Below are 21,425 nucleotides of genomic sequence, written 5' to 3' on the forward strand. Positions count from 1 at the left end.
TTCCGCCTGACGACCATAGCGAGCGGGTCCCACCTGACCCCATGCCGAACTCAGCAGTGAAACCGCTCAGCGCCGATGGTAGTGTGGGGCCTCCCCATGCGAGAGTAGGTCATCGTCAGGCACTTATTCCGGAAACCCCCGTTGGCCCAGGCCAGCGGGGGTTTTTTCGTGGGCGGGTGGAGCAGCGTTTGCCTGTGAGCGGGGCCTGTGCTTTAGTAAAGGCGTACATGGAGTAAGCACCCACCTCAAAGGAGAGAGAACCGATGCGTAGTGAATGGCTCAAGAAGCTGGCGCTGATGCTGGTGATTGGAATGACCGCCTTCGGTGTCGTTGCCTGCGACAACGATGAAGGGCCGGCCGAAGAAGCCGGCGAGTCCGTGGATGATGCCATGGACAACGCGGGTGACAGCATGGAAGATGCGGGTGAGGACATTCAGGACGCTGCCGAAGACGCCCAGAACTGATGCTATCCTGAGTCGTGTAATACCGAAAAGGCCGGACAGATGTCCGGCCTTTTTCATGGTGGGTAGGGTAGAACGCCGTTGAAGAGCGCTGGCGTTCAGGTGCCGGGGTTCTGCTCGATTCCCTGGACGTACCAGGGCGCGCCTTCGCGTAAATCGCGAATCAGGTGCCAGGTTTCATTGAATTCGTTGCGTTCCCCATTTTCGTCGAGAACGCCGTGAAACAACACGCTGGCTTCGGCTTGTTGACCGATTTCCCTGACGTCGCCAAGCTCGGCGAACAGGCGCACGATTTCGGTGCGATTGTTTGCGGGTTGTTGTGCCCGCTCCTCGCGCAGCAGGTTGTAGAGAGTTGGCGTGACGTACTCTTGAATGCGAGCCAGGTCGTTATTGTCCCAGGCACGCTGAAGCGTCATGAAGTGTTCCTTGGCTCCGCCCAGAAAACGTTCCTTGTCGAACCATTCTGGGGTGGCGCCGCTGCTCGGCATGGACGCGCCGGCACTGGAGAAGGGTGACGTGGTAGTCGCCTCTTGATGCGGTTGGCGTGCCTGATGCTGTGGTCCCTCGCTGGTCGCCACACGACGGGCCCGCAACAGGCGGAACGCGAACCAGGCAATCAGCGCGACCAGCAGGATATCGAGAAAGCGAATGCCATCGAAGGCACCGCCGAAGAACAGAGAGGCCAGCAAGCCTCCCGCGAGCAAGCCGGCAAAGGGACCGGCGAAACGCGACAAACCCGCGCTGGGCTGGCGCTGAGGAGTTGCCGCATTCGTGCGGCTCGTTGCGGCAGGACTATCCGCGGAACGTGAATAGCTGCCAAAGCTCTTGCCACCGCCGAGCCGCCTGGCGTCGGCATGGTCGACTGCCAGGCCGAAGCCCAGCAAGCCGACCACGAGCATTACGAAAAGGTTGCGCATGCGCATCTCCCGCAGAATGAGAAAGGGGGTGAACCCGGATTCTCGATTCTAGCGGGGATTCATCGTTGAAGATATCAGCGCTGTGGGTCGGAGGGGATATCGGGGATATGCCGCGATCCCGCCGCCACGATCAGGCGCCCGCCACGTCGCTCTCGCGGCGCGTGAAGACCCAGGTATCGCCCTCGGAAAGGCCCGCATTGAAGGCATAACCGGCAACGTCGAAGCCCTTCAGGTCGTCGGGGGTATCGATGCGCTCCTTGATCATCCAGGCGCTCATGAGGCCGCGTGCCTTCTTGGCATAGAAGCTGACGATCTTGAACTGGCCGTTCTTCTCGTCCTTGAAGACTGGCGTGATGACACGACAGGTCAAGCGCTTGGCATCGATGGCCTTGAAATACTCGTTGGAGGCCAGGTTGACCAGGACAGGGGTGCCGCTGTCTTCCACGGCCCTGGAAAGATCCTGAGTGAGCCGTTCGCGCCAGAAGGCGTAAAGATCCTTGCCGGCCCGGTTGGCCAGCTTGGTGCCCATTTCGAGCCGATAGGGCTGGATCAAGTCGAGGGGGCGCAGCAGTCCATATAGACCCGAGAGAATTCGCAGGCGTCGCTGTGCCACTTCGTTGTCCGCCTCGCTGAACGCGGCCGCATCCAGCCCCTGATAGACGTCGCCCTGGAAAGCCTGCACGGCCGGCTTGGCGTTCTCCGGCGAAAAGGGAGGAGCCCACTCGGCGAAGCGCGCAGCGTTCAGTCCTGCCAGCTTGTCGCTGATGCCCATCAGCTCGGACAGTCGCTGGGGCGAATAATCGCGCAGGATCTCGATCAGCTCGGCGCTTTGCTCGAGGTACTGGGGTTGGGTATAGGTCGCCGTCGTCGGCGGTGTCTCGAAATCCAGCGTCTTGGCCGGTGATATCACGCTCAGCATGCACGGTCCTCGCGTCAAAATCGTGTGACTCGTTACAAACAGTATAACAAGCTGTCCCGGTGGGGCCGATGACAGCGTGTCTATCGTTTCGATAGACACGCTCGACATGCATCAGGGGCAGGGGTTGGGGTGCTGACGGTGCACGTTTTCGATGGCTTCCAGCACGCTGTCATCCAGCGTCAGTGTCTCGCTGGCCAGATTGGACTCGAGCTGGTCGAGCGTGGTCGCGCCGATGATGTTGCTGGTCAAGAACGAGCGTGAATTGACGTAGGCCAGTGCCATCTGGGCGGGATCGAGTCCGTGCTCCCGGGCGATATCGACATAGGCGTGGATCGCCTTCTCGGCGAGGTCCGACGTGTAGCGCTGGAAGCGTTCGAACAACGTCAGGCGTCCCTGGGGCGGCCGTGCGCCATCGAGGTATTTGCCGGTCAGCGCGCCGAATGCCAGCGGTGAATAAGCCAGCAAGCCGACATCCTCGCGATGGGCGATTTCCGCCAGGCCCACCTCGAAGCTGCGGTTGAGCAGGTTGTAGGGGTTCTGCACGCTGGCCACGCGCGGCACGCCCAGGGTGTCGGCGAGTCGCAGACTCTGCATCACGCCCCAGGGGGTCTCGTTGGACAGGCCGATGGCGCGGATCTTGCCGGCGTCGACGAGCTCCTTCAAGGCCTGGAGGGATTCGGCCAGGGGAGTGGCGTTCTCGCTCTCGTCATGCTGATAACCCAGCTTGCCGAAGAAGTTGGCGTTACGGTCGGGCCAGTGAAGCTGGTACAGGTCGATATAGTCGGTCTGCAGTCGCGTCAGACTGTCGTCGACGGCGCGGTGCAGATGGTCGCGGGTCAGGCGCGGTCCGCCCCGTATGTGGTCGAGCCCCGGCCCTGCTGCCTTGGTCGCGAGAATCAGATCGTCGCGCTTGCCACGTGCCTTGAGCCAGCTCCCGATGTACGCCTCGGTGCGTCCTTGCGTTTCCGCCTTGGGCGGGACGGGATACATTTCGGCGGTGTCGATGAAATTGATGCCCGCGGCCGTGGCGCGATCGAGCTGAGCGTGTGCTTCGGCCTCGCTGTTCTGCTCGCCAAAGGTCATGGTGCCGAGGCAAAGTCGGCTGACATGCATGCCGGTCTGGCCGAGAGGACGTGTCTGCATCGGAGTCTCCGCACGGGTTCACAAGATGGGTGGAATCGGCATGGTAGCGGGGCGGCGTGCGGGCGGCAAACCGGGGGGTTGAGTCGTCCCGGGGGTAGGCGTATGCTTGGCGCCCCGTTGGCCGGGATAGGGGTTATCCAAGAGGTAGTTCGGCGCAACGACGATGTTTGAACCGGGGTGTTGGCACGTGCAGGGAGAGCCCGAGCCGACGCAATCGTTTATTTACCTTTTCGGTTACGACGACTTCAAGGTCGATGGTTATGCAACAGGCATCCTCTCTGCTGATTCGGCTCGAATACCGTCTCGCAGCCCAACTGTTTCATGCCCGCTGGATGACACGCTCTCCCGGCAAGCATCGTTTGACGATGCGTTTGTTTCAGCGCTGTGCCGAAGCCGGCCACACCGCTGCACTGTCGTTTTACGGCCATATGCTGTTTCACCGTGGCAACTCACCCCAGGACAAGGCCAAGGGTGCACGTTATGTGCTCCAGGCCGCGCACGCCGGTGACGTCCATGCCCAGTACCAGGCCGGTCGCATCTACGAGCACGGCTGTGCACAGTATGCGCGTCGTGAAGAGAAAGCCGTGACATGGTACGCGCGTGCCGCCGAGGCCGGTCACGAACTCGCCGCCGAACGCATGGCCAACGCCTATCGCCATGCGCAACTCGGCCTGCCCGTCGATTCCCGGCGCGCCGCACAATGGGAGGCGCTCGCCGAGCGCGCCCAGCGAAGCGAAGCGGGGGAGCCGGTTGCCTCGCTGACGCACTGAGCGAGGGCGCCGAGGCTCGCATCATATCCCGCGTTCACGTAGTCTGAGCGTCATGCCCGCGCACGTGCCCGCGGGTCATGGCCTGTTCGTGATATCGCTTTGAAGAGGAATGCCGCCACGTGTTGCCGATCCTGCTCGATATCGAAGCGTCCGGTTTCGGGCGTGGCAGCTATCCGATAGAAGTCGGCTTGGCCCGGGCCGATGGCAGTACCTGTGCCTTCCTCATCCAGCCCCTGGAAGAATGGACCCACTGGGACCCGAAAGCGGAGTTGCTGCATGGCATCTCGCGCGGGCGCCTGCATCGCGAGGGGCATCCCGTCATCGAGGTCGCGCGCTGGCTCAATGACGAACTGGCGAGTGCAGGCATCGCCTACAGCGACAGCTGGGGCTATGACAACACCTGGCTGTCGCTATTGTTCCATCACGCCGGCATGCTGCCGCGTTTTCGGCTCGAGGCCTTGCGCCGGTTGCTCGATGAGTCGCAGCTCGAGCGCTGGGGGGCCATGAAGGAAACGATCATTCGCGAACGTGGCATCCAGCGCCATCGCGCCGGCGAGGATGCGCGGCTGCTGCAACTGACCTACCAGCGTACCCGCGACGCCGCGGGGCTCGCCTGACGCTGGCCCATACGCTCTGTCGCCGATCGGCCGCTATGTCGACTAGCCTTCCCCGCTCACGCTGAGCAGTATCTTGCCCGTGTTGGCGTTGTCGGTCAGGTGGCGCATCGCCGTGTCGGCTTCCTGAATGGGCCAGACACGATCGATCAACGGGGTGATCTCGCCGCTGGCGAACTTGGGCCAGACGTGGGCGTGAAGCGCATCGAGAATGGCGCCCTTGGCACGGGGCGAACGCGAGCGGAGCGTCGAGCCGATGATGCGCTGACGCTTCATGAGCAGCCGGGCGAGGTCGACCTGCGCGTCGCGGCCTGCCATCAGGCCGATCACCACCAGGCGTCCCTCGGCATTGAGGATCTGCAGATCCTGCGCGATGTATTCGCCGCCCACCGGATCGAGGATCATGTCGGCTCCGCCCCAGGCGTTGACGGGCTCGACGAAGCTGCCGTCGTGTCGGTTCCAGCCGGCGTCGGCGCCCAGGCGCTGACAGGCCTCCAGCTTGGTCTGGCTGCCGGCGGTCACGAAGCAGGGATTGCCGAAGGCTCGGCACAGTTGAATGGCCGCCGTGCCCACGCCGCTGGCTCCCGCGTGCAGCACCACCCGCTCACCGCGTTGCACGGCGCCTTCCATGTACAGGTTGAGCCATGCCGTGGCGAAGACTTCCGGCAGGGCGGCGGCTTCACGCAGGCCTAGGCTCGTCGGAATGGGCAACACCTGTGCCTCGGCGACCACGACCTGCTCGGCATAGCCGCCCCCGGCGAGCAAGGCGCAGACCTTGTCGCCGGGCTTGAAGCGTTCCACGCCGCGACCCACTTCGGCGATCGTGCCGCTGACCTCCAGGCCGGGAATCTCGCTTTCGCCCTCGGGAGGCGGGTAGTGCCCCGCACGCTGCATGGCATCCGCGCGGTTCATGCCGGCCCAGGCGACGTCGATGCGCACGGCGTCGGCGGCAATGCTCGACGGCGCTTCATGCTCCCGCCAGACGAGCCTCTGGTCTTCGATCGCAATGGCGTACATCGAGCGTCTCCTCCTGAACGGTTGATCCACGGCTGAGCGGCATGCTCCCGACAGTGTCGAACGCTCCTCTCACGAGGTCGCGGGTTGTGCGTGATACGCGCTCACCAGGCGCTCGAGCAGCAGGTCGGGATCGGCGGCAGCGAACAATCGCGACCGCGTCTCGGGGTTGAGAAACCCGTGTTCGACGGTGTGGTCGAGGAATGTCAATAATGGGCGATAGAAGCCGTTCACGTCGAGTACGCCGATGGGCTTGTCATGGAGCCCCAGATATTGCCAGGTCCAGGTCTCGAACAGTTCCTCGAGCGTGCCGATCCCGCCTGGCAGCGCGATGAAGGCATCGGCGTGCTCGGCCATGGCCGCCTTGCGTGCGTGCATGTCATCGACGCGCAGCAGCCGGGTCAGTCCCTCGTGGGCCATTTCGCGCTCGACCAGATGGTGGGGAATGACGCCGATGACTTCGCCGCCCTCGCGCAGCGCGGCATCGGCCACGGCGCCCATCAGCCCCACCCGGGCGCCGCCATAGACCAGTCCCCAGCCACGCCGGGCGATGCTCCGGCCGAGGGTTTCGGCGGCGAGGCGGAAGCTGTCGTCGTGTCCTTCACGGGATCCCATGTAAATGCAGATGCGCACGATTCCCTCCTTGAGCGAGATGACAGGATGACTAGCGCAGACAGGCGAGCACGTCGTGCTCGGCATCCATCCAGCGGCCGATGGCGTTGTCGCCGCACAGATGATGGGCATATTGGGTGTGCAGACAGCGCACCTGTTCCCAGTTGGCGATGCCGCCGATGCCGCGCTGGGTGAAGAGGTCGCGATAGCCGCGATGTTCGACGATGTCGCGCTCCGCCGCGCTCATCGAGCGCCAGCGTTGCGCCACATAATCCTCGTGGCTACGCCGGTAGTCGGCCAGAAACTCGGGATCTTCCTGCAGGCGTGCCTCGAGGGCCTTGATCACGCCCTGGGCTTCGATGCGCGAAATGGCGATCTTCAGGCGTTCGGAACACAGCCAGAACAGGGTGGGAAAGGGCTTGTCGTCGACGATGGCGTGCATGCGCAGCACCAGCGGTGTGCCATCTTGCGTGGCGGCGGCCACGGTCTGGATGCCGCGCGGTGCACGGCCCAGCTGCTGGGTAATGATGGCCAGTTGGCGCGCGTCCGGCGCCTGTTCAGGGCGAATCACCATCGTGGGGGTCCAGTACGAATTTCGGCGAGTGGGCAACGGCTCGAAAGAACGCCGTATTGAGCTGCGCGGGCGTCGGTGCGTAATGCCATTCACGTTCGCAGTAGTCGCGTGCCCGGGCGAGTAGCGTGTCATACAGGCGATTGAACGGAGCATCATAATCGTAGGGATCAGCGCCGGGCAACCGCAGGTGAGGATAGTCGGCGAAGCGTGCGATGAAGAAGCGCTCCAGCGCCGTTTCGACCGTGCGATGCCGCTGTCGGTCGTCGGGCGTGAGCCACAAGTCATAACGAATCGCCATGGCGCGTTCCTCGCGTGGGCGTCAGTGCCGCGCCAGAGGCGCGGTGCGTGCCTCGAGCAGACCGATCAGGGCGCTCGGGGCCAGGCGGATTTCCAGCCCGCGCCGGCCACCGCTGACATGCATCGCGGCCAGGGTATCGGCGCTTTCGTCGACGAAGGTGGGCAGTCGCTTGCGTTGCCCCAGCGGACTGATGCCGCCCACGACGTATCCCGTGGTGCGCTCGGCCAGGGTGGGGTCGGCCATCTTCGCCTTGCGCGCCCCCGCGGCGCTTGCCAGTCGTTTCAGGTCGAGCGTTGCCGTGACCGGCACCAGGGCGACGACGAGGCGGCCGTCATCGAGCTGCGCGAGCAGGGTCTTGAACACGCTTTCCGGGGCCAGCCCCAGAGCGTGTGCCGCTTCCTCGCCATAGGCGGAGTTCTTGGGGTCGTGTGGGTACTGCAGTACCTCGTGGGGCGTGGCATGGCGCTCCAGCAGGCGGATGGCCGGCGTCATGCGTGGACCTCCTCGTCGTTGACCAGATGCGCGGCCAGGGCGTCGCGCAACTCGCCCGTCAATGCCACGGACGCGCGCGCGGCATGATCGTAATGCACCAGCACCACCCGGCCCCGGGCGCCCAGACGCTCGTCCTGCCACGCGTCCTGGGTCACGGTGAAGGAGCTGTTGCCCAGACGCGAAATCCAGGTACGTATCTCGACTTCCTGACCATAGAACAGTTCGGCGTGGAACTCGACTTCCAGCTTGGCCATGATCAACGGCCACTTGCGTGGGTCCAGATCGGGCACGAACAGACGAAACACGTCGTTTCGGGCGAGCTCGAACCAGGCGGGCAGGCGGGTGTTGTTGATGTGCCCGAGGGCATCGGTGTCATAGAAAGCCGGCTCCACGCGGCGTGTGAACATGGTGTTTCCCCCGGGCATCGCAGTCGGAAAAGGGCGTTTGCAGGCTAACTAGCATCGAGGCGTGGCGCCGAGCGGTCAAGTCGTGCCGGGGCGGCTGGCACCTTCGGCTAGATCAGGCGCTGGGCCTCGCGATCGGCCCAGGCGGCATCCAGCGCCCCGGCGAGCGGTTCGCGCAGGTGGGCGGGCAGCGCGTTGCGAGCCGCGTCGATATCGTGGAACTCTCGGTTGCGCAACCAGCAATAGGCCCAGGCGCAGGCATCTTCCTCGTCCTCGGGCGTCGGGCAGGCCGGCATCTGAACGAGCAGGAAGACCGCGGTACGCGCTGCCCATAGCGGTGGTTGGCGGGGGCCACTCCATTCGCTGAGCGTCTGTCCGTCGGGGTCGCTTTCCGGCTCGCCCAGGCCCGCCAGGCGAGCGGTATCGGCGAGAATCATCGCCAGGCGGTCGGGGTCGGCTTGCCCCAGCATCAGCCAGTGTCGCACCAGACGCGGGGTGCCGCGCATGGCCTTGGCATAGAACGGCGTTTCAGGCATGTTCGAAGGTATTCTCCGTCCGAGTCGATGAGTCCTAGCATGCATTACGATTTTGCCACGCCGCTGGATCGGCGGCAGTACCCTTCCCAGAAATGGCAGCGTTACGCCGATGACGTCCTGCCCCTGTGGGTGGCGGACATGGACTTCGTGTCGCCGCCGGAGGTCGTGTCGGCGCTTCAGTCTCGCGTGGCGCACGGTGTCTTCGGATACGGCAGGGTGACCGATGCCTTGCACGAGACGCTGTGCGAATGGAGCGCCACCCACTACGGCTGGTCGATCGAGCCCGACTGGCAGGTCTGGGTGCCCGGCGTGGTGCCGGCTCTGCACCTGGCGGCCCAGGCATTTTGCAGTCCCGGGCAGGGGGTGATGACCGCCACGCCGATCTATCCACCTTTTTTGCGCGTGGCCGAGCGCAGCGGGCGAGTCGCCGAGCGCGTGATGCTGGCCGAGCCCGAGGTGGCGGGCGGCCCCTGGTGTCTCGACCTCGAGGCGCTGGAAGCCGCCATCACGCCTCAAACGCGCCTGCTGCTATGGTGCCATCCGCACAACCCCACGGGCCGCGTCTGGGACGAGCGCGAACTGCAGGCCTTGGGGGAACTGGCCGAGCGCCATGACCTGCTGGTCGTCTCCGACGAGCTGCATTGCGACCTGATCCTCGACCCCTCGCGCAAGCACCGGCCGCTGGCATCGCTGTCGCCGGCCCTGGCCGAGCGTACCGTGACGCTGTGGGCGCCGTCCAAGACCTTCAACATCGCCGGGTTGTCCAGCGCCTGTGCGGTGATCCCCGATCCCGGGCTGCGGCGTCGCTTCCGTGAGGCGGCCGCCGGCCTGCTGCCCGACGTCAATGTGCTGGGAATGACCGCCACCCAGGCGGCCTATGCGCATGGCGAGCCCTGGCGGCGCGAGCTGCTGACCACGCTCAATGCCAACCTGCAGTGCCTGCGCGAGCACGTGGCGCGCTGGCCCGGCGTGGCGATGTCGCCTCCCGAGGCGACCTATCTGGCCTGGCTCGACCTGCGCAATGCCGGCCTCGGCGCATCGCCGCAGCGAGACCTGCTGGAAACCGCACGCGTTGCGCTCTCCGACGGTGCCGACTTCGGGTGCCCGGGATTCGCGCGCCTCAATTTCGGCACCCCCACGAGCCTTCTCGAACAAGCTCTGGAGCGGCTCGACGTCCGGCTTGCTGCCGACGGATGAGGCACACCATCAGATAAAGGCGGGAGACCTGCGATCGGGCCTCCCGCGTGTCGTGAAGCGGTTGTCAGGGCAAGTACGCCCGGGGCTCAGTACAGCAGCGCGAACATCTTGCGCCGATAGGCCACCGTCAAGGGGTGGTCGGCCCCCAGGGCATCGAAGACCCGCAGCAGTGTCTTGCGGGCCACGTCGTCGCCATAGGCGCGGTCGGATTTCATCAGGGCCAGCAGGGCGTCCAGGCCGGCTTCGTACTGGCCGTCGGCGACTTGCCGCAGGGCCCGCTTGAAGCGTGCCTCGCTGTCGTCGCGCTCGCCCAGCTCGGCGACTTCCGCGGCGCTGGGCGCCTCCTCGCCGAAATCGAGTCGCGCACGGACACCGCGTGCCTTGGCGGCATCGCGATGCTCCGGCGGCAGGTTGTCGAGCAGTGCACGAGCCTCATCGGGTTTGCCTTCCGCCAGCAGCGCGCCGGCGAGATCGACCTGATAGTCGTGGTGGTCGGGCCACTCCCGAACCAGTGTCTCGTAGATGCCGCGTGCGGTGGTGGCGTCCCCTGCCTCCAGTGCCTGCTGCGCTTTTTCCTCGGGCGTGGCCTCGGCCGCCTCGGGGGCCTTGAGGTACTGCGACAGCCACTCGCGGATCTGCGACTCGGGGAGCGCTCCCTGAAACTGGTCGTAGAGCTGGCCCTGCACGATCAACTTGACGTCGGGGACCGAGCGAATCCCCAGTTGCGTGGCGATTTCTTGGTTGTCCTCGATGTTCAGCTTGGCCAGGGTGAAAGCACCACCATACTCGCGGGCCAGCTTTTCGAGCACCGGCATCAGGTTCTTGCACGGTTCGCACCACGGCGCCCAGCTGTCGAGCAGCACCGGGCCTTGCATCGAGCCTTCCAGCACGACCTGCTGGAAGTTGGACATGTCGACATCGACGATGAATTGCGAAGCGTCCTGTGCGCCAGCATTGGGTCGGCCGGCGTCGGCGCCGGTATCACCGTCTTGAGACGACGTGAGGGGTTCGCCAGTGCGAGGGTCGATGATCGGCATGACAATGGCCTTTCGGTAGTATCGTATGAACGTGAGGTCGTGTTGTGACTGCACACGTTTATGCGGGTCACGCGATGAGGATTCAAGCCCCGGCCGGCATCGGGCGAGATGGAGAGTGAGCGGTCGTTGCAAGCGAACGGGAGAGGTGTATGCATCCAGTGATCAAGAAGGGCGTGTGGCTGGCGGTGAGTCTGCTGGTGATCCTGGTGCTATTGCTGGCCGGGCCGGCCTACATGCTGGCCAGCCAGCGCATCGACCTGGGCGCCTCATGGTCGCATGCGGATCGCTCGTCGGCAGGGCTGGCGCCGTCCCCGCAAGCGCACCCGGAGGCCCTGGTGCAGGTCTATGCGGCCCGCGCCTTCGACTGGCGGGGCGCCTTCGGCGTACATACCTGGATCGCCACGAAAGCGGCCGGCGCGACGCACTATCGTGTCCATCAGGTGCTGGGCTGGCGACGCCCCACGGTGTCGTCGCGCCCGGATCAGCCCGACCGTGCTTGGTACGGTAGCGCGCCGACCTTGATCGCCCAGGTAAGCGGCACGGCGGCCGAGCGGGCCATTCCCGCGATTCGCGATGCCGTGGCGGCATATCCTGAACCCCAGCGCTATCGCGTCTGGCCGGGGCCGAACAGCAATACCTTCGTGGCCTGGGTGGTGAGGCGTGTGCCGGAGCTGCAGGTCGACTTTCCGCCCACCGCCGTGGGCAAGGATTATCTGCTGGATGGCTGGTGGGCTCGGGCACCGAGCGGTACGGGCTATCAAGTCTCGCTGGGTGGCGGGTTGTTCGGGCTGACGGTGGCCTATGACGAAGGCGTCGAATGGCAACTGATGGGGCTGACGCTGGGGGTGGATATCGCGCGTCCGGCGCTCAAGTTGCCAGGCGTCGGGCGCCTGGGGATGGCGGCTCTCGACGCAGAGGGAGATCATTGATCCGCACGTCACCGCGCCGGCGGGGCGTTCAGAGCGCGGGCGGCGCGGCCCGGCGTATCAAGCTGGGGATCTCGCTGGCGGCCACGGCGGGGCTGACCCAGAACCCTTGTCCGAAGCTGCATCCCATCGCGGCCAATTGTCGAGCCTGTTCCGCATGCTCGATCCCTTCGGCCACGACACGCAGGGAAAATTGCCGGGCCAGTTCGACCACCGTGCGCACGACCCGGTCATCGGGCGTATCTTCCCGCAGGCTGTCGACGAACAGCTTGTCGATTTTCAGGGTGTGCAGTGGCATGGCCTGCAAGCGTGCAAGCGATGAGTAGCCCCGTCCGAAGTCATCCAGGGCCAGCCGGAAGCCGGCACCGTCGAGCAGGCGCATCGCCTCCATGACGGCCTCGGGGGACTGCATGACGGCTTCTTCGGTCAACTCGAGTAGCCACCATTGCGGGTCGCTGCCGGAAGACACCACCTGATCATGGATCTTGCGCGCCGCGTCAGCCCCTTGAAGCTGCGATACCGACAAGTTGACGCCCATGGTGAGTTCGAGCCCGGTTCCGCGCCAGGATTCGAGCTGTCGAGCCGCCTCGTCGATGACCCATTCGCTGAGAGCACCCATCAAGCCGATTTCTTCGGCAACGGGAATGAACGTCGCCGGGGAAATCATCTCGCCCTCGGCATCCTGCCAGCGCAGAAGCGCTTCCACGGCTACGATTCGGCCGCTGTCGAGTTCCCAGACGGGTTGGTAATGCAACTGCAGCTCGCCTTCTGCCAGCGCATGATTCAGCTTGGTTTCCAGCGACAGGCGTTGCTGGCGGTCGGTGGCAAGCTCCGGCGAGAAGAAAACCGTGTGCTGACCCGAGCGCTTGGCGGCATACATCGCCATGTCGGCCTGGTCGATGACGGACTCGGGGTCGTCGCTCAGAAAGGGAAAGAGGCTGACGCCGATGCTGGCACCGAGCCGATGGGCGTATCCGTTGATCTCGAAGGGCTGACGCAGCGTTCGGCTGATACGCCGCGCCATCTCCTCGGCGCCCCGGGCCAGGCGTTGTCGGACGTCTTCCGCCACTGACGGCGAATATCGCGGGTCGTCCATCATGACCACGATGAATTCGTCACCTCCCTGGCGTGCCACCAGGTCGCCTTCCCGCAGCGTATTGTTGATGCGCCAGGCGACGTTCTGGAGGACGCGGTCGCCGACCTTGTGCCCGAGGGCATCGTTCACCAGCTTGAAGTCGTCGAGATCGATGAACAGTATTGCCGCGGCCTGCTCATGGTTGGCTCGTCCCACCAGTTCATGCAGACGGGCCAGCAAGGAGCGACGGTTCGCCATGCCGGTCACCGGGTCCTCATAGGCGAGTCGTTTTATTTCCTGGTTCTGTGCCTTGCGCTCGTTCTGCAGTCGCAGGCGGTCCAGACCAAAGGCGAGGTTGTCGGCGAGGCGCTCGAGCAGTGCCCGTTCATCGCTGGCGAAGTCTCCCGACTGTTGCGAATAAACCGCCAGCACACCTCTCGATCCCACCGAGACATTCAAGGGCAGCGCGATCTCCGCGCCCAGCCCCCAGGCAGCGATCTGCTCTTTCCAGGGCGCCATGCACGGCTCGGCAGCCATGTCGGAAACGATCTGGGTGCTCCCGGTCGCAATGGCCTTGCCGATGGGGCCCTGCCCCAGTGGCGAGCCATCGGCATTCACGTCGATGGCGCGCGCGTAATCGGCGGCGTCCCCGGCAATGTAGCATTTGGCCACCTTCTTCTGCGTGCTGTCGTCGGCAAACCCGACCCAGGCCAGCGCGTATCCTTCAAATTGCGCGATGACCTCGCACACGGATTGCAACAGCCCCTCTTCCGTGGATTCACGCACCATCATTTCGTTGCAGGCATGCAGGGTCTGCAGGGCGCGATTGACGGCATTCAGCTTTTGCTGGGTCGATCGGTGGTGGTCGGCCTGTGTCAGAGAGAGTCGGCGCAGGCGCAGCAAATTGCCCACACGGGACAGCAGCACGGCCCTGGAGGTGGGCAGCTCCAACAGGTCGTCGATGTCGGCGCCGAGTTCGCGATAGGCCCAGGCGGCGGACGCCGTTTCCTTGCCGGCAATCGCCAGGATCGGAAACACTAGCGGATAGGCGTTTTCACGAACGCTTCGCAGTCGCTCGCGGGAGTGCTCCCACGCCCAGGCGTCCACGATGACCAGGTCGGCCTTGCCATCCGGAAGAGTCACGCTTTCCGGCGTCAACCCGGCGTCTCGCAGCGTCCGCACCAGCAATCGTTGATCTGCGCGGGCTCTCAACGCGACCTGCACATGCAGCAGGTTCTGGGATTCCCCCGACGGCTGGGAGAAAAGCGCAGGAAATCTACTCGGTGGCATCAAGGGTCGCTATCTTGGAAGGGATTCCCTGCAGGATTCCCTGCAGGCCGTAAAGCGGTGCACCGACGCGCAGACCCTCGCGGGTTATCTGGAACTCCCGCAATGTCTTCTCGAAATCCCCCGTGCGTTTTTTCAGGATACCGATGGCCTTGCGCAGCCCGCCGTCCAGTTCCATGTAGCGCAGCAGAACGATCGTGTCCGCCAGGTAGTTGATATCGTCTTCCGACGGGCGCAGTTCCTCGCCCGCGATCGCCGACTGTTCATTCACCAGCAGGACCGTGACGCCCATGTTGGAGAGGTAATGACACAGCGCATGGGCGTGCGCCGTGATGTCGTCACCCCTGACGGATTGGCGAAAACCCGCGAGGCTATCGAGCATGACCATGCGGGCCCCTTGCTGCTCGACCTCGGTCCTGACCCGCCAGGCGAACTCATCCGGTGAGTAGTGCAGCGGCTCGACTTCATCGATGCTCAGCGAGCCTTTCTCCATCATGTCCGAAACGGGAATGCCGATCGCCTCACAGCGTGTGCGCAGCGTTCCGATGCTCTCTTCGAACGTGTAGACCACGGATCGTTCGCCGCGCCGCGCCGCCTCGTGCATGTATTGAAGCCCGAGCGAGGTCTTGCCGACTCCGGTAGGACCGGAAATGATGGTGACGGTCCCGCGTGTGATGCCGCCGCCCGAGAGGCGGTCCAGTTCACCGATGCCGCAAGGCAGTTCTTCCGCCACATACGTGCGTCGGTGCTCGCCAGGCATCAGGCGCTCGAAGACCTGCATGCCATGATCGCCGAGTCGTAGCGTGTGCTCGCCCTCGGAAAACCCGGAGCCTCGGAACTTGAGAACGCGCAATATGCGCCGGTTCTCCCGATGCTCCAGCTCCAGGATACCGTCACCGAGGTAGCGCAGGTCGGCATCCGCCGAGGACCCTTGCTCTGCTGTATAGAGCACCGTTGTCCCGGCGCTGTTGAGGTATTCGAGTAGCCCCATCACCTGTTTGCGGAATTGGTAGGCATCCGGCATGAGCTGACGCAATTGGCTCAGCGCGTCGATGAATACGCGCTCGGGAGGGCCATCGGGAAACAGGGCGCCGATCCGCGAGCGTATATCCACGCCCTCCGCTTCCCAAGGCTCCAGCAGTGTGTACGCCGCCTCCGGTTCGGCATCGGCTCCCGGGGACAGGTCGATCACGCTGGTGCCGTCGAGGGACAGGCCGATGCGGTGGGCGTCCGCACGCAGATTGCGTTCCGACTCGCCGAGGCTGATCAGCAATCCGTTTCCATCGGACGAAGAGGCCAGGTACTGAAGTCCCAGCGTGGTTTTCCCGGTACCCGGCCCACCCGATACCAGGTAGGAGCGTCCGGGCAGAAACCCGCCTCTGAGTATCCTTTCCAGCCCAGGGATCTCAACGCTGATGCGTTCTTCATGCGGCTCGTTCACGCCATGATCTCCCTATGCAACGACCGATCTCGCCTACTGCTTCTTGTCCCTGGGGCGTTCATTCACCTGAGCGTGGCACGTCATGGACGATGTGCCGCCGAGGAACACATGGCCAGGCGCTGGCGATTCGTTCGAGGTTGATATGAAGTTATAGATGTAAATACTTAAAAAATTAACCGAATGTTACGCCAATCACTCCGATAAATAGGTTTGTGGCAACATGACTGTAAGTGTTTTTATCTATAAGTTGCAAGGCGTCCCGCTCGGCGTTTGGCGGGGGAACCCGACCAGCGGCAGTACCACGCAGTAGCCATCATTCATTGACACCGGGAGGTGCCCAGAGCATGGAAACGTTGAAAGAAACAGAGCTTCGTCGCTCTCTACGGGTCCTGATCGCTGATGATCGTCTATTGGTACGCAAGGGCATGCAGATGTTCCTGAGCGAGCGGCCCTGGATCGACATGGTCTGCGAGGTAGCCAGCGTACGGGATATCCAGGACGTCATGCGTGCCACCCCGGTGGATGTCATACTTCTTGACTACGAGTTGTCGGCTCGACAAGAAGAGAGCATTGACGTCCTTTGCAGTCAGATACCGGTCGTCGTGCTTTCCGTTCCGGAACGTCTCGGCGCCATTGAAAGCGTCCTTGCCACGGGGGCATCCGGATTCCTTCTGGGTAAAGCAACGTCAGAGGATTTGGAAGATGCTATGATGCTTGCCGTGTCAGGCGGTACGTTTCTTTGCCCCTCCATTTTTCGTAGTATTCTTGCTGATGGATGGGCCGAAGCGGCTATCCCGGAACATGTCACCTTCGGATGTGACGATCTGGCAACTGATGATCACTACTCGGAAAAATTGCTTAGCGAAGGCAAGTCGTTGAAACATGTCGCCAAGCTGCTGGACGCGTCGCTCGGCGATGCCGAAACCGCTATCGAGCGTTTGGCTCGGCTTTACGGAAGGAACGGTCGCGAGGCCCTGCAGGACGCGGTCTCTCAAGGCGTTCTGTCGCCAGGGTCAAGCCGGACTACCCACCATCGTCGCGAACGGCTCGGGAAGGACGAACAAGAATAAACGGATGACATGATCAACCTCCTCCTCGCAGAAGATCACTTGCTGGTCCGCGCTGCTCTCGCTCACCTCATCAATTCCTTTCAAGACATTCACGTTGTCGCGGAAGGGGCGTGCGGACACGAGATTCTGGATGCCGCTCGTATCCATCCCGTGGACGTGGCCCTGATCGATGCCGCGTTGCTTCCCGTTCAGGACTGGGACCTGATTCTCCAGCTCAAGACGATGCGACCCGGCATCAATATTCTGGTCACCTCCAGTTATCGCAGCGACCGCTATGTCGAGCGCCTGATGGAGGCCGGTGCCTGTGGCTTCGTGCACAAGAATGCTGCCGTCAATGAGCTCGAGACCGCCATCCGTCAGGCGGCGGCGAATCGACGCGTGCTCTATCCGGGGATCGACATCTCGGGCATCGCCGCCACTGAACAGGCACCGTCTCCCGTGCCTGCTTTGACTCGACGCCAGCAGGAGATTCTCAAGCTTATCGTGGATGGCTGCCGCAGCCGGACGATCGCGGAGCAGCTGGACTTGAGCGTCAAGACCGTGGAGGCCCATCGCCGGGAAATCATGCGGCGCGTGGGCAAGCAGAACAGTGCCGGGTTGGTGAAGGAAGCCATCCGCCTGGGGCTGGTGCCTTTCCCGACATAGTACACCTCGTCTGTGGCCCGGAGCCTGCCTCGCCGGCATGTGGGAAACGAGACCTGGGAACGCAGATGCCAGAACGAAAAAAGCGGTGTCCGTGAGGACACCGCTTTTCGTCTGTTTGGTAGCGGGGGCCGGATTTGAACCGACGACCTTCGGGTTATGAGCCCGACGAGCTACCAGGCTGCTCCACCCCGCATCAGCTGAGACGCATTCTACGTTTTTCATGGCATAGGTCAAGCACGGATTCACTCGGGCGTGCAGCCTGACCAAACTCGATCATACTGAAGAGAGGCATGCGCCAAGGAGGCGAGTCAACGTGACTCCGTCATGGGGCGGGCACATTTCGACACTACCTGGGGAATGGATATGACGACGCAGACAGCACCCGTAGCGTGGGTCACCGGCGGTACCGGTGGCATTGGAACCGCGATTTGTCAGGCGCTGGCCGAGGCCGGTTATTTCGTCGTGGCAAGTTATCACAATCGGGAAAAAGCCCAGGCCTGGCTGGCGGCACGCCGCGACGAGGGCTTCGAGAACCTGGCCCTGGCAGGGATCAATCTGACCGACTTCGATGCCTGTCATGCCGGCGTCGACGACATTCGTCGTCAATACGGCCCTGTCGAACTGCTGGTCAACTGCGCTGGCATCACGCGCGACAGCACGCTCAAGAAGATGTCTCCCCAGCAGTGGCGCGAGGTCATCGACTGCAACCTCAACAGCGTCTTCAATACCTGCCGTTGCGTGATCGAGGACATGCTCGAGGCGGGCTATGGGCGTATCGTCAACATCTCGTCGATCAATGGTCGCAAGGGCCAGTTCGGTCAGGCCAATTACTCTGCCGCCAAGGCGGGCATGCATGGCTTGACCATGGCGTTGGCCCAGGAAACGGCGACCAAGGGAATCACCGTCAATACCCTGTCGCCGGGATACATCGCCACCGACATGATCATGTCAATTCCCGAGAAGATCCGTGAGTCGATCCGGGAAACCATCCCGGTCAAGCGTTTCGGCAAGCCCGAGGAGATTGCCCGCGCGGTGGTGTTCCTGGCCGATCGTGAGTCGGGGTTCATCACCGGTGCCAACCTCGACATCAACGGCGGGCAGTTCATGGGCTGAGGCGGGCGCGGCCCGGTATCATCGGGCCGCGCCCGCAAAGCGGTGACTGAGGTTTATGCCACGCGACGGGCGAGAGCGTCGAACAGCGTGTCGAAGCGCGCAACCAGGGTGGTCCAGGCGGTCGGCGTCACCGGGCCCGTGGCCAACAGCTGCCGCAAGACCTCGGCGAGTTCCTGATCGGGTTGCGGTGCCTGTCCCAGGCCGTTGTTGAGTCGCGCGACCTGAACCTCGAGGCGTAGTGGCTCGTCCTCCGCCGCGACCGGTTCGTCGGCGAGCAACGCCACCTGAACGACGAGTCGCGCCAGCAGGTGCTCTGCCGTATCGGTTGTCCCTTCCCGGCGTGATGCGTTACGCGCCGCATGGGCCTGTTGCCAGTCGCGCGGCAGGGCCTCGGGGGCGGCGACGTCCCCGGCGTCTTCACCCTGGAGCATCTTGGCGTCCGCCGCGGCATGGGCGTCGACCAAGGGCCGCAAGACCTGCCAACGGTCGGCCTGTTCGGCGAGCGCCAAATGCACGAGGCGTTCCCGACGTGTCCGCACGATACCCTGCCAGCGACGGCGCATGCCTTCGCTGCGACGTCCACCGGGCAGGGGCTCCAGCGCCTCGGCTTCGCGAATGCCTGCATCCAGCGTGGCGCTCTCGTTGGCCCGCTCGGGCTGCCAGGCATCGAAGCGATCGATCAGGGCCTGCATGCTGTCCAGGCGTGCCTGGGCTTGTTGCGCGCGATTTTCACGCTCGGCCTCGCGTGCGGCAAAAATGCGATCGCAGAGCCCCCGGAACTGGCGCCACAGCATTTGTTCCTCGCCCTTGGCGGCCCGTCCCAGGGCGCGCCATCGCGCCTGCAGCGCCTTGGCATCTTCGCTGCGTTGGGTGGCGGGCATGTCGGCTTCCACCAGGGCTTCGGCCTCGGCGATCAACTGTCGCTTGGCCTCGCCGATTTCTCCGGCACGGCGATCGATCAGCGCCTGCAGCTCGTGACGTACACGGCCGAAGCGTTGGCCGAGCGGCTTGGCCCGCTCGCGAGGCACCGGAGAGAACTGTTGCCACTGCTCCCGCGCGCGGTCGCGGATCTGGCGCAGGATATCCGGGTCGGCCCGGGAATCGGGATGCGCGATGAGCTCTTCCAGCTGTTCGCAGAGCGCTTCGCGCGCTTCGAGATTGCGCTTGCGTTCGTCGTCACGGCGTTGGTACCAGTCGGCCAACGCGTCGTGAATGCGTTGCGATGCGCTCCGGAAGCGCTGCGACAGCTCCGCGGTGGCGGCGGCGTCGCCGAGGGCCGCCCACTCCTTGATCAACTGCCGGTGACGGCGATCACGGTCGGCATCGGGCAGGGTGTCGTCCTCGGCCAGTGCCTCGATGCTGTCGATGAGCTGGGTGCGCTTGGGGCCCGCCACGAAGCCTCGCCAATCGCGCAGCTCAGCCAGGCGCGCGCCGAGGCGCTTGAGTCGTGCTTCAAGCTCGCCGCGCGATGCTCTGGGCAGGGCGTCGAGGCGCTGGCGCAATTGTCGATACGAGCGACTGGCGGTTTTCAGGGTGCCGCGGTCGAGGTGATGTTCGAGTGCGTCGAGCTCTTCCTGCAGTGCCGCCAGGTCGACGGGCGCATCGCCGTCGGCCGTTTCGGCCTGACGCAACCGGCGTGCCTCCTGAATCAGCGGTGTCGGCGGCAGATCGTTGGGCCAGTCGATGCGTGCCAGGCAAGCGTCGATGGCGGCATGATCGTCGCGCAAGGCATCCTCGAGCGCCTTGGCATGGGTCGTGGCGCGATCCCAGGCATCGTTGACGCGCTGGCAGGCGGCTTGTGCCGCGGCATAGCGGGCCTGGATGTCGTCATCCGGCGGATAGTGATCGGAGAGCGCAAGCCAGCGCTCGCCATGCAGGCGCTGCTGAGCGCGCAGGCTGTCGATGTCCTGATGGGTCAGGCTCGAGGCCTGGGCGAGGCTGGCAACGGCGTCCTCGAGGGCTTCGACCAGGATGGCGCGGGTATGTGCGGCTTCTTCCTGCCGCTGCAGCGCCTGATGCTGGGCGTGTCCCTCGGTCTCGTGATCGGAGAGCGTCTTGTGGCACCGCTGGCTGGCTTCCTGGAAACGACGCTCCTGCTCGTCGCTGGGCGTATCGCCGAGTGCCTCCCACTCGCGGATCAGGTGGCGGTAGCGGGCGCCGTAGAGCGGTTCCCAGGCATGCAGTGCATGTGCCTCCAGGGCCTCCAGAATGCGTTGCCGGGCGGCTTGCTGGGCCTGGGTTTCCTCGGCGTCGGCCCGCAGGCGCTGCAGGCGTTCGCGCGCCTGGCGGATGACGGCCTTGTCGCGTCGCGCCTCGCGCGCCAGACGTTGCAGTCCTGCGTGGCTCGTGACGCGTTCGGCGGCGGCGTGACGCACCGCGGCGATGCCGTTGTCGCAGGCCTGGCGGATCAAGGCCGCTTCGTCGTCGAGCCGGGCCAGGGCGGCCAGGCGCAATTGCTGGTTGTCGCCCGCCTCGGTGAGCGTCACGAGCAGGTCATGGTCTTCCAGCGTGTCGACCAGGGTGAGGCGCTGATTCAGGGGCGGAGCGTCGGGGACGCTGCCACACAGCAACTGGCTGAGCCGGGCCCGGAGTTCGGCACTGTCGTGCGCCTCCAGCCACGCAAGAAGCAAGGCGGGATCGTCGAACTGGGCGAGTGCCTCGCGCCGGACCGTGGCATCCTCGTCGCGTGCCAATTGTTCGAGGGCTTGGTAGTCGGCAGGCTTGCGCTTATCGAGTTGGGCGATGGCCATGTGGCGAACGCGGGGGTCGCGATGTCGCCAGCGTGGCGCGAAAAAACGGCGGAAGAATCCAGACATGACCCGGCATGCATCCCTGTTCTTGACGTATTGAATGCGTGGCAAAGCGAATGCGACGACGCTC

At 64.2% G+C, this 21,425-nt stretch carries 22 protein-coding genes, 1 tRNA gene and 1 rRNA gene; 9 read left to right on the forward strand and 15 right to left on the reverse strand.

The window, feature by feature from the left end:
• Positions 1-5 precede the first annotated feature (5 nt).
• Positions 6-121: ribosomal RNA gene (gene rrf / locus ABGX75_RS05155) — 5S ribosomal RNA — on the forward strand.
• Between the two features lie 142 nt (positions 122-263).
• Positions 264-464, forward strand: coding sequence for a hypothetical protein (locus ABGX75_RS05160; protein ID WP_011508338.1), 201 nt, complete (start codon positions 264-266; stop codon positions 462-464).
• A gap of 95 nt (positions 465-559) precedes the next feature.
• On the opposite strand, the gene ABGX75_RS05165 is transcribed toward ABGX75_RS05160, so the two are convergent.
• The 3 genes from ABGX75_RS05165 to ABGX75_RS05175 all read right to left on the reverse strand — a co-directional run bounded on the left by ABGX75_RS05165 (position 560) and on the right by ABGX75_RS05175 (position 3,440).
• Positions 560-1,378, reverse strand: coding sequence for a TIM44-like domain-containing protein (locus ABGX75_RS05165; protein ID WP_179153064.1), 819 nt, complete (start codon positions 1,376-1,378; stop codon positions 560-562).
• Positions 1,379-1,508: 130 nt separating this feature from the next.
• Entirely contained in the window at positions 1,509-2,297 is a 789-nt protein-coding gene (yaaA, locus tag ABGX75_RS05170; RefSeq protein WP_110062581.1) for a peroxide stress protein YaaA, read from the reverse strand.
• 111 nt (positions 2,298-2,408) lie between these two features.
• On the reverse strand, positions 2,409-3,440 hold the full coding sequence (locus ABGX75_RS05175; protein WP_347411217.1) for an NADP(H)-dependent aldo-keto reductase: 1,032 nt from the start codon (positions 3,438-3,440) through the stop codon (positions 2,409-2,411).
• A gap of 260 nt (positions 3,441-3,700) precedes the next feature.
• Here ABGX75_RS05175 and ABGX75_RS05180 point away from each other — a divergent pair, with 260 nt between their 5' ends.
• Both ABGX75_RS05180 and ABGX75_RS05185 read left to right on the forward strand, forming a co-directional pair.
• The gene (locus ABGX75_RS05180) at positions 3,701-4,210 is read left to right on the forward strand and encodes a tetratricopeptide repeat protein (protein ID WP_011508334.1); all 510 of its coding nucleotides are present in this window, start codon (positions 3,701-3,703) and stop codon (positions 4,208-4,210) included.
• 119 nt (positions 4,211-4,329) lie between these two features.
• On the forward strand, positions 4,330-4,827 hold the full coding sequence (locus ABGX75_RS05185; RefSeq protein WP_011508333.1) for a hypothetical protein: 498 nt from the start codon (positions 4,330-4,332) through the stop codon (positions 4,825-4,827).
• Positions 4,828-4,869: 42 nt separating this feature from the next.
• On the opposite strand, the gene ABGX75_RS05190 is transcribed toward ABGX75_RS05185, so the two are convergent.
• The 7 genes from ABGX75_RS05190 to ABGX75_RS05220 form a co-directional block, all read right to left on the reverse strand.
• Positions 4,870-5,841: an NAD(P)H-quinone oxidoreductase gene (locus ABGX75_RS05190; RefSeq protein WP_347411218.1), complete on the reverse strand. Its 972-nt coding sequence runs from the start codon at positions 5,839-5,841 to the stop codon at positions 4,870-4,872.
• 69 nt (positions 5,842-5,910) lie between these two features.
• Positions 5,911-6,474, reverse strand: coding sequence for a TIGR00730 family Rossman fold protein (locus ABGX75_RS05195; RefSeq protein ID WP_287124374.1), 564 nt, complete (start codon positions 6,472-6,474; stop codon positions 5,911-5,913).
• A gap of 28 nt (positions 6,475-6,502) precedes the next feature.
• Positions 6,503-7,024 carry a DUF501 domain-containing protein gene (locus ABGX75_RS05200; RefSeq protein ID WP_011508330.1) on the reverse strand — a complete coding sequence of 174 codons (522 nt, stop codon included), beginning with the start codon at positions 7,022-7,024 and terminating at the stop codon, positions 6,503-6,505.
• A complete protein-coding gene (locus ABGX75_RS05205; protein ID WP_043558666.1) occupies positions 7,008-7,322 on the reverse strand; it encodes a hypothetical protein in 315 nt (104 codons plus the stop codon). The genes ABGX75_RS05200 and ABGX75_RS05205 overlap by 17 nt, the downstream gene beginning before the upstream one ends.
• Before the next feature lie 21 nt (positions 7,323-7,343).
• Positions 7,344-7,814, reverse strand: a complete 471-nt coding sequence (ybaK, locus tag ABGX75_RS05210; RefSeq protein ID WP_110062579.1) for a Cys-tRNA(Pro) deacylase — start codon at positions 7,812-7,814, stop codon at positions 7,344-7,346.
• Positions 7,811-8,221: a thioesterase family protein gene (locus ABGX75_RS05215; protein WP_035413127.1), complete on the reverse strand. Its 411-nt coding sequence runs from the start codon at positions 8,219-8,221 to the stop codon at positions 7,811-7,813. Before ABGX75_RS05215 ends, ybaK begins: the two co-directional genes overlap by 4 nt.
• 107 nt (positions 8,222-8,328) lie before the next feature.
• Entirely contained in the window at positions 8,329-8,754 is a 426-nt protein-coding gene (locus ABGX75_RS05220) for a hypothetical protein (protein WP_224114166.1), read from the reverse strand.
• 39 nt (positions 8,755-8,793) lie between these two features.
• Between ABGX75_RS05220 and ABGX75_RS05225 the strand changes: the two genes are divergently transcribed.
• A complete protein-coding gene (locus ABGX75_RS05225; protein ID WP_347411219.1) occupies positions 8,794-9,951 on the forward strand; it encodes a PatB family C-S lyase in 1,158 nt (385 codons plus the stop codon).
• A gap of 86 nt (positions 9,952-10,037) precedes the next feature.
• Here ABGX75_RS05225 and ABGX75_RS05230 read toward each other — a convergent pair whose 3' ends face one another.
• Entirely contained in the window at positions 10,038-10,988 is a 951-nt protein-coding gene (locus tag ABGX75_RS05230; RefSeq protein ID WP_347411220.1) for a co-chaperone YbbN, read from the reverse strand.
• 149 nt (positions 10,989-11,137) lie between these two features.
• Between ABGX75_RS05230 and ABGX75_RS05235 the strand changes: the two genes are divergently transcribed.
• Positions 11,138-11,917 carry a DUF3750 domain-containing protein gene (locus tag ABGX75_RS05235; protein ID WP_347411221.1) on the forward strand — a complete coding sequence of 260 codons (780 nt, stop codon included), beginning with the start codon at positions 11,138-11,140 and terminating at the stop codon, positions 11,915-11,917.
• Between the two features lie 28 nt (positions 11,918-11,945).
• On the opposite strand, the gene ABGX75_RS05240 is transcribed toward ABGX75_RS05235, so the two are convergent.
• Both ABGX75_RS05240 and ABGX75_RS05245 read right to left on the reverse strand, forming a co-directional pair.
• Positions 11,946-14,279, reverse strand: a complete 2,334-nt coding sequence (locus ABGX75_RS05240) for an EAL domain-containing protein (RefSeq protein WP_347411222.1) — start codon at positions 14,277-14,279, stop codon at positions 11,946-11,948.
• Positions 14,266-15,717, reverse strand: a complete 1,452-nt coding sequence (locus ABGX75_RS05245; RefSeq protein ID WP_287124362.1) for an ATPase domain-containing protein — start codon at positions 15,715-15,717, stop codon at positions 14,266-14,268. The genes ABGX75_RS05240 and ABGX75_RS05245 overlap by 14 nt, the downstream gene beginning before the upstream one ends.
• 344 nt (positions 15,718-16,061) lie before the next feature.
• Between ABGX75_RS05245 and ABGX75_RS05250 the strand changes: the two genes are divergently transcribed.
• A complete protein-coding gene (locus ABGX75_RS05250) occupies positions 16,062-16,787 on the forward strand; it encodes a response regulator (protein ID WP_347411223.1) in 726 nt (241 codons plus the stop codon).
• A 9-nt stretch (positions 16,788-16,796) separates the two neighbouring features.
• Entirely contained in the window at positions 16,797-17,432 is a 636-nt protein-coding gene (locus tag ABGX75_RS05255) for a response regulator transcription factor (RefSeq protein WP_347411224.1), read from the forward strand.
• 116 nt (positions 17,433-17,548) lie between these two features.
• On the opposite strand, the gene ABGX75_RS05260 is transcribed toward ABGX75_RS05255, so the two are convergent.
• A tRNA-Met gene (locus tag ABGX75_RS05260) sits at positions 17,549-17,625 on the reverse strand.
• A 170-nt stretch (positions 17,626-17,795) separates the two neighbouring features.
• On the opposite strand from ABGX75_RS05260, the gene phbB reads away from it, so the two are divergent.
• A complete protein-coding gene (phbB, locus tag ABGX75_RS05265) occupies positions 17,796-18,545 on the forward strand; it encodes an acetoacetyl-CoA reductase (protein ID WP_035413155.1) in 750 nt (249 codons plus the stop codon).
• A gap of 53 nt (positions 18,546-18,598) precedes the next feature.
• On the opposite strand, the gene ABGX75_RS05270 is transcribed toward phbB, so the two are convergent.
• Complete coding sequence (locus ABGX75_RS05270; RefSeq protein WP_347411225.1) at positions 18,599-21,361, reverse strand: DUF349 domain-containing protein; 2,763 nt, start codon at positions 21,359-21,361, stop codon at positions 18,599-18,601.
• Positions 21,362-21,425: the final 64 nt, after the last annotated feature.

It is taken from the genome of Chromohalobacter sp. (assembly GCF_039830575.1).
GTDB lineage: Bacteria > Pseudomonadota > Gammaproteobacteria > Pseudomonadales > Halomonadaceae > Chromohalobacter > Chromohalobacter israelensis.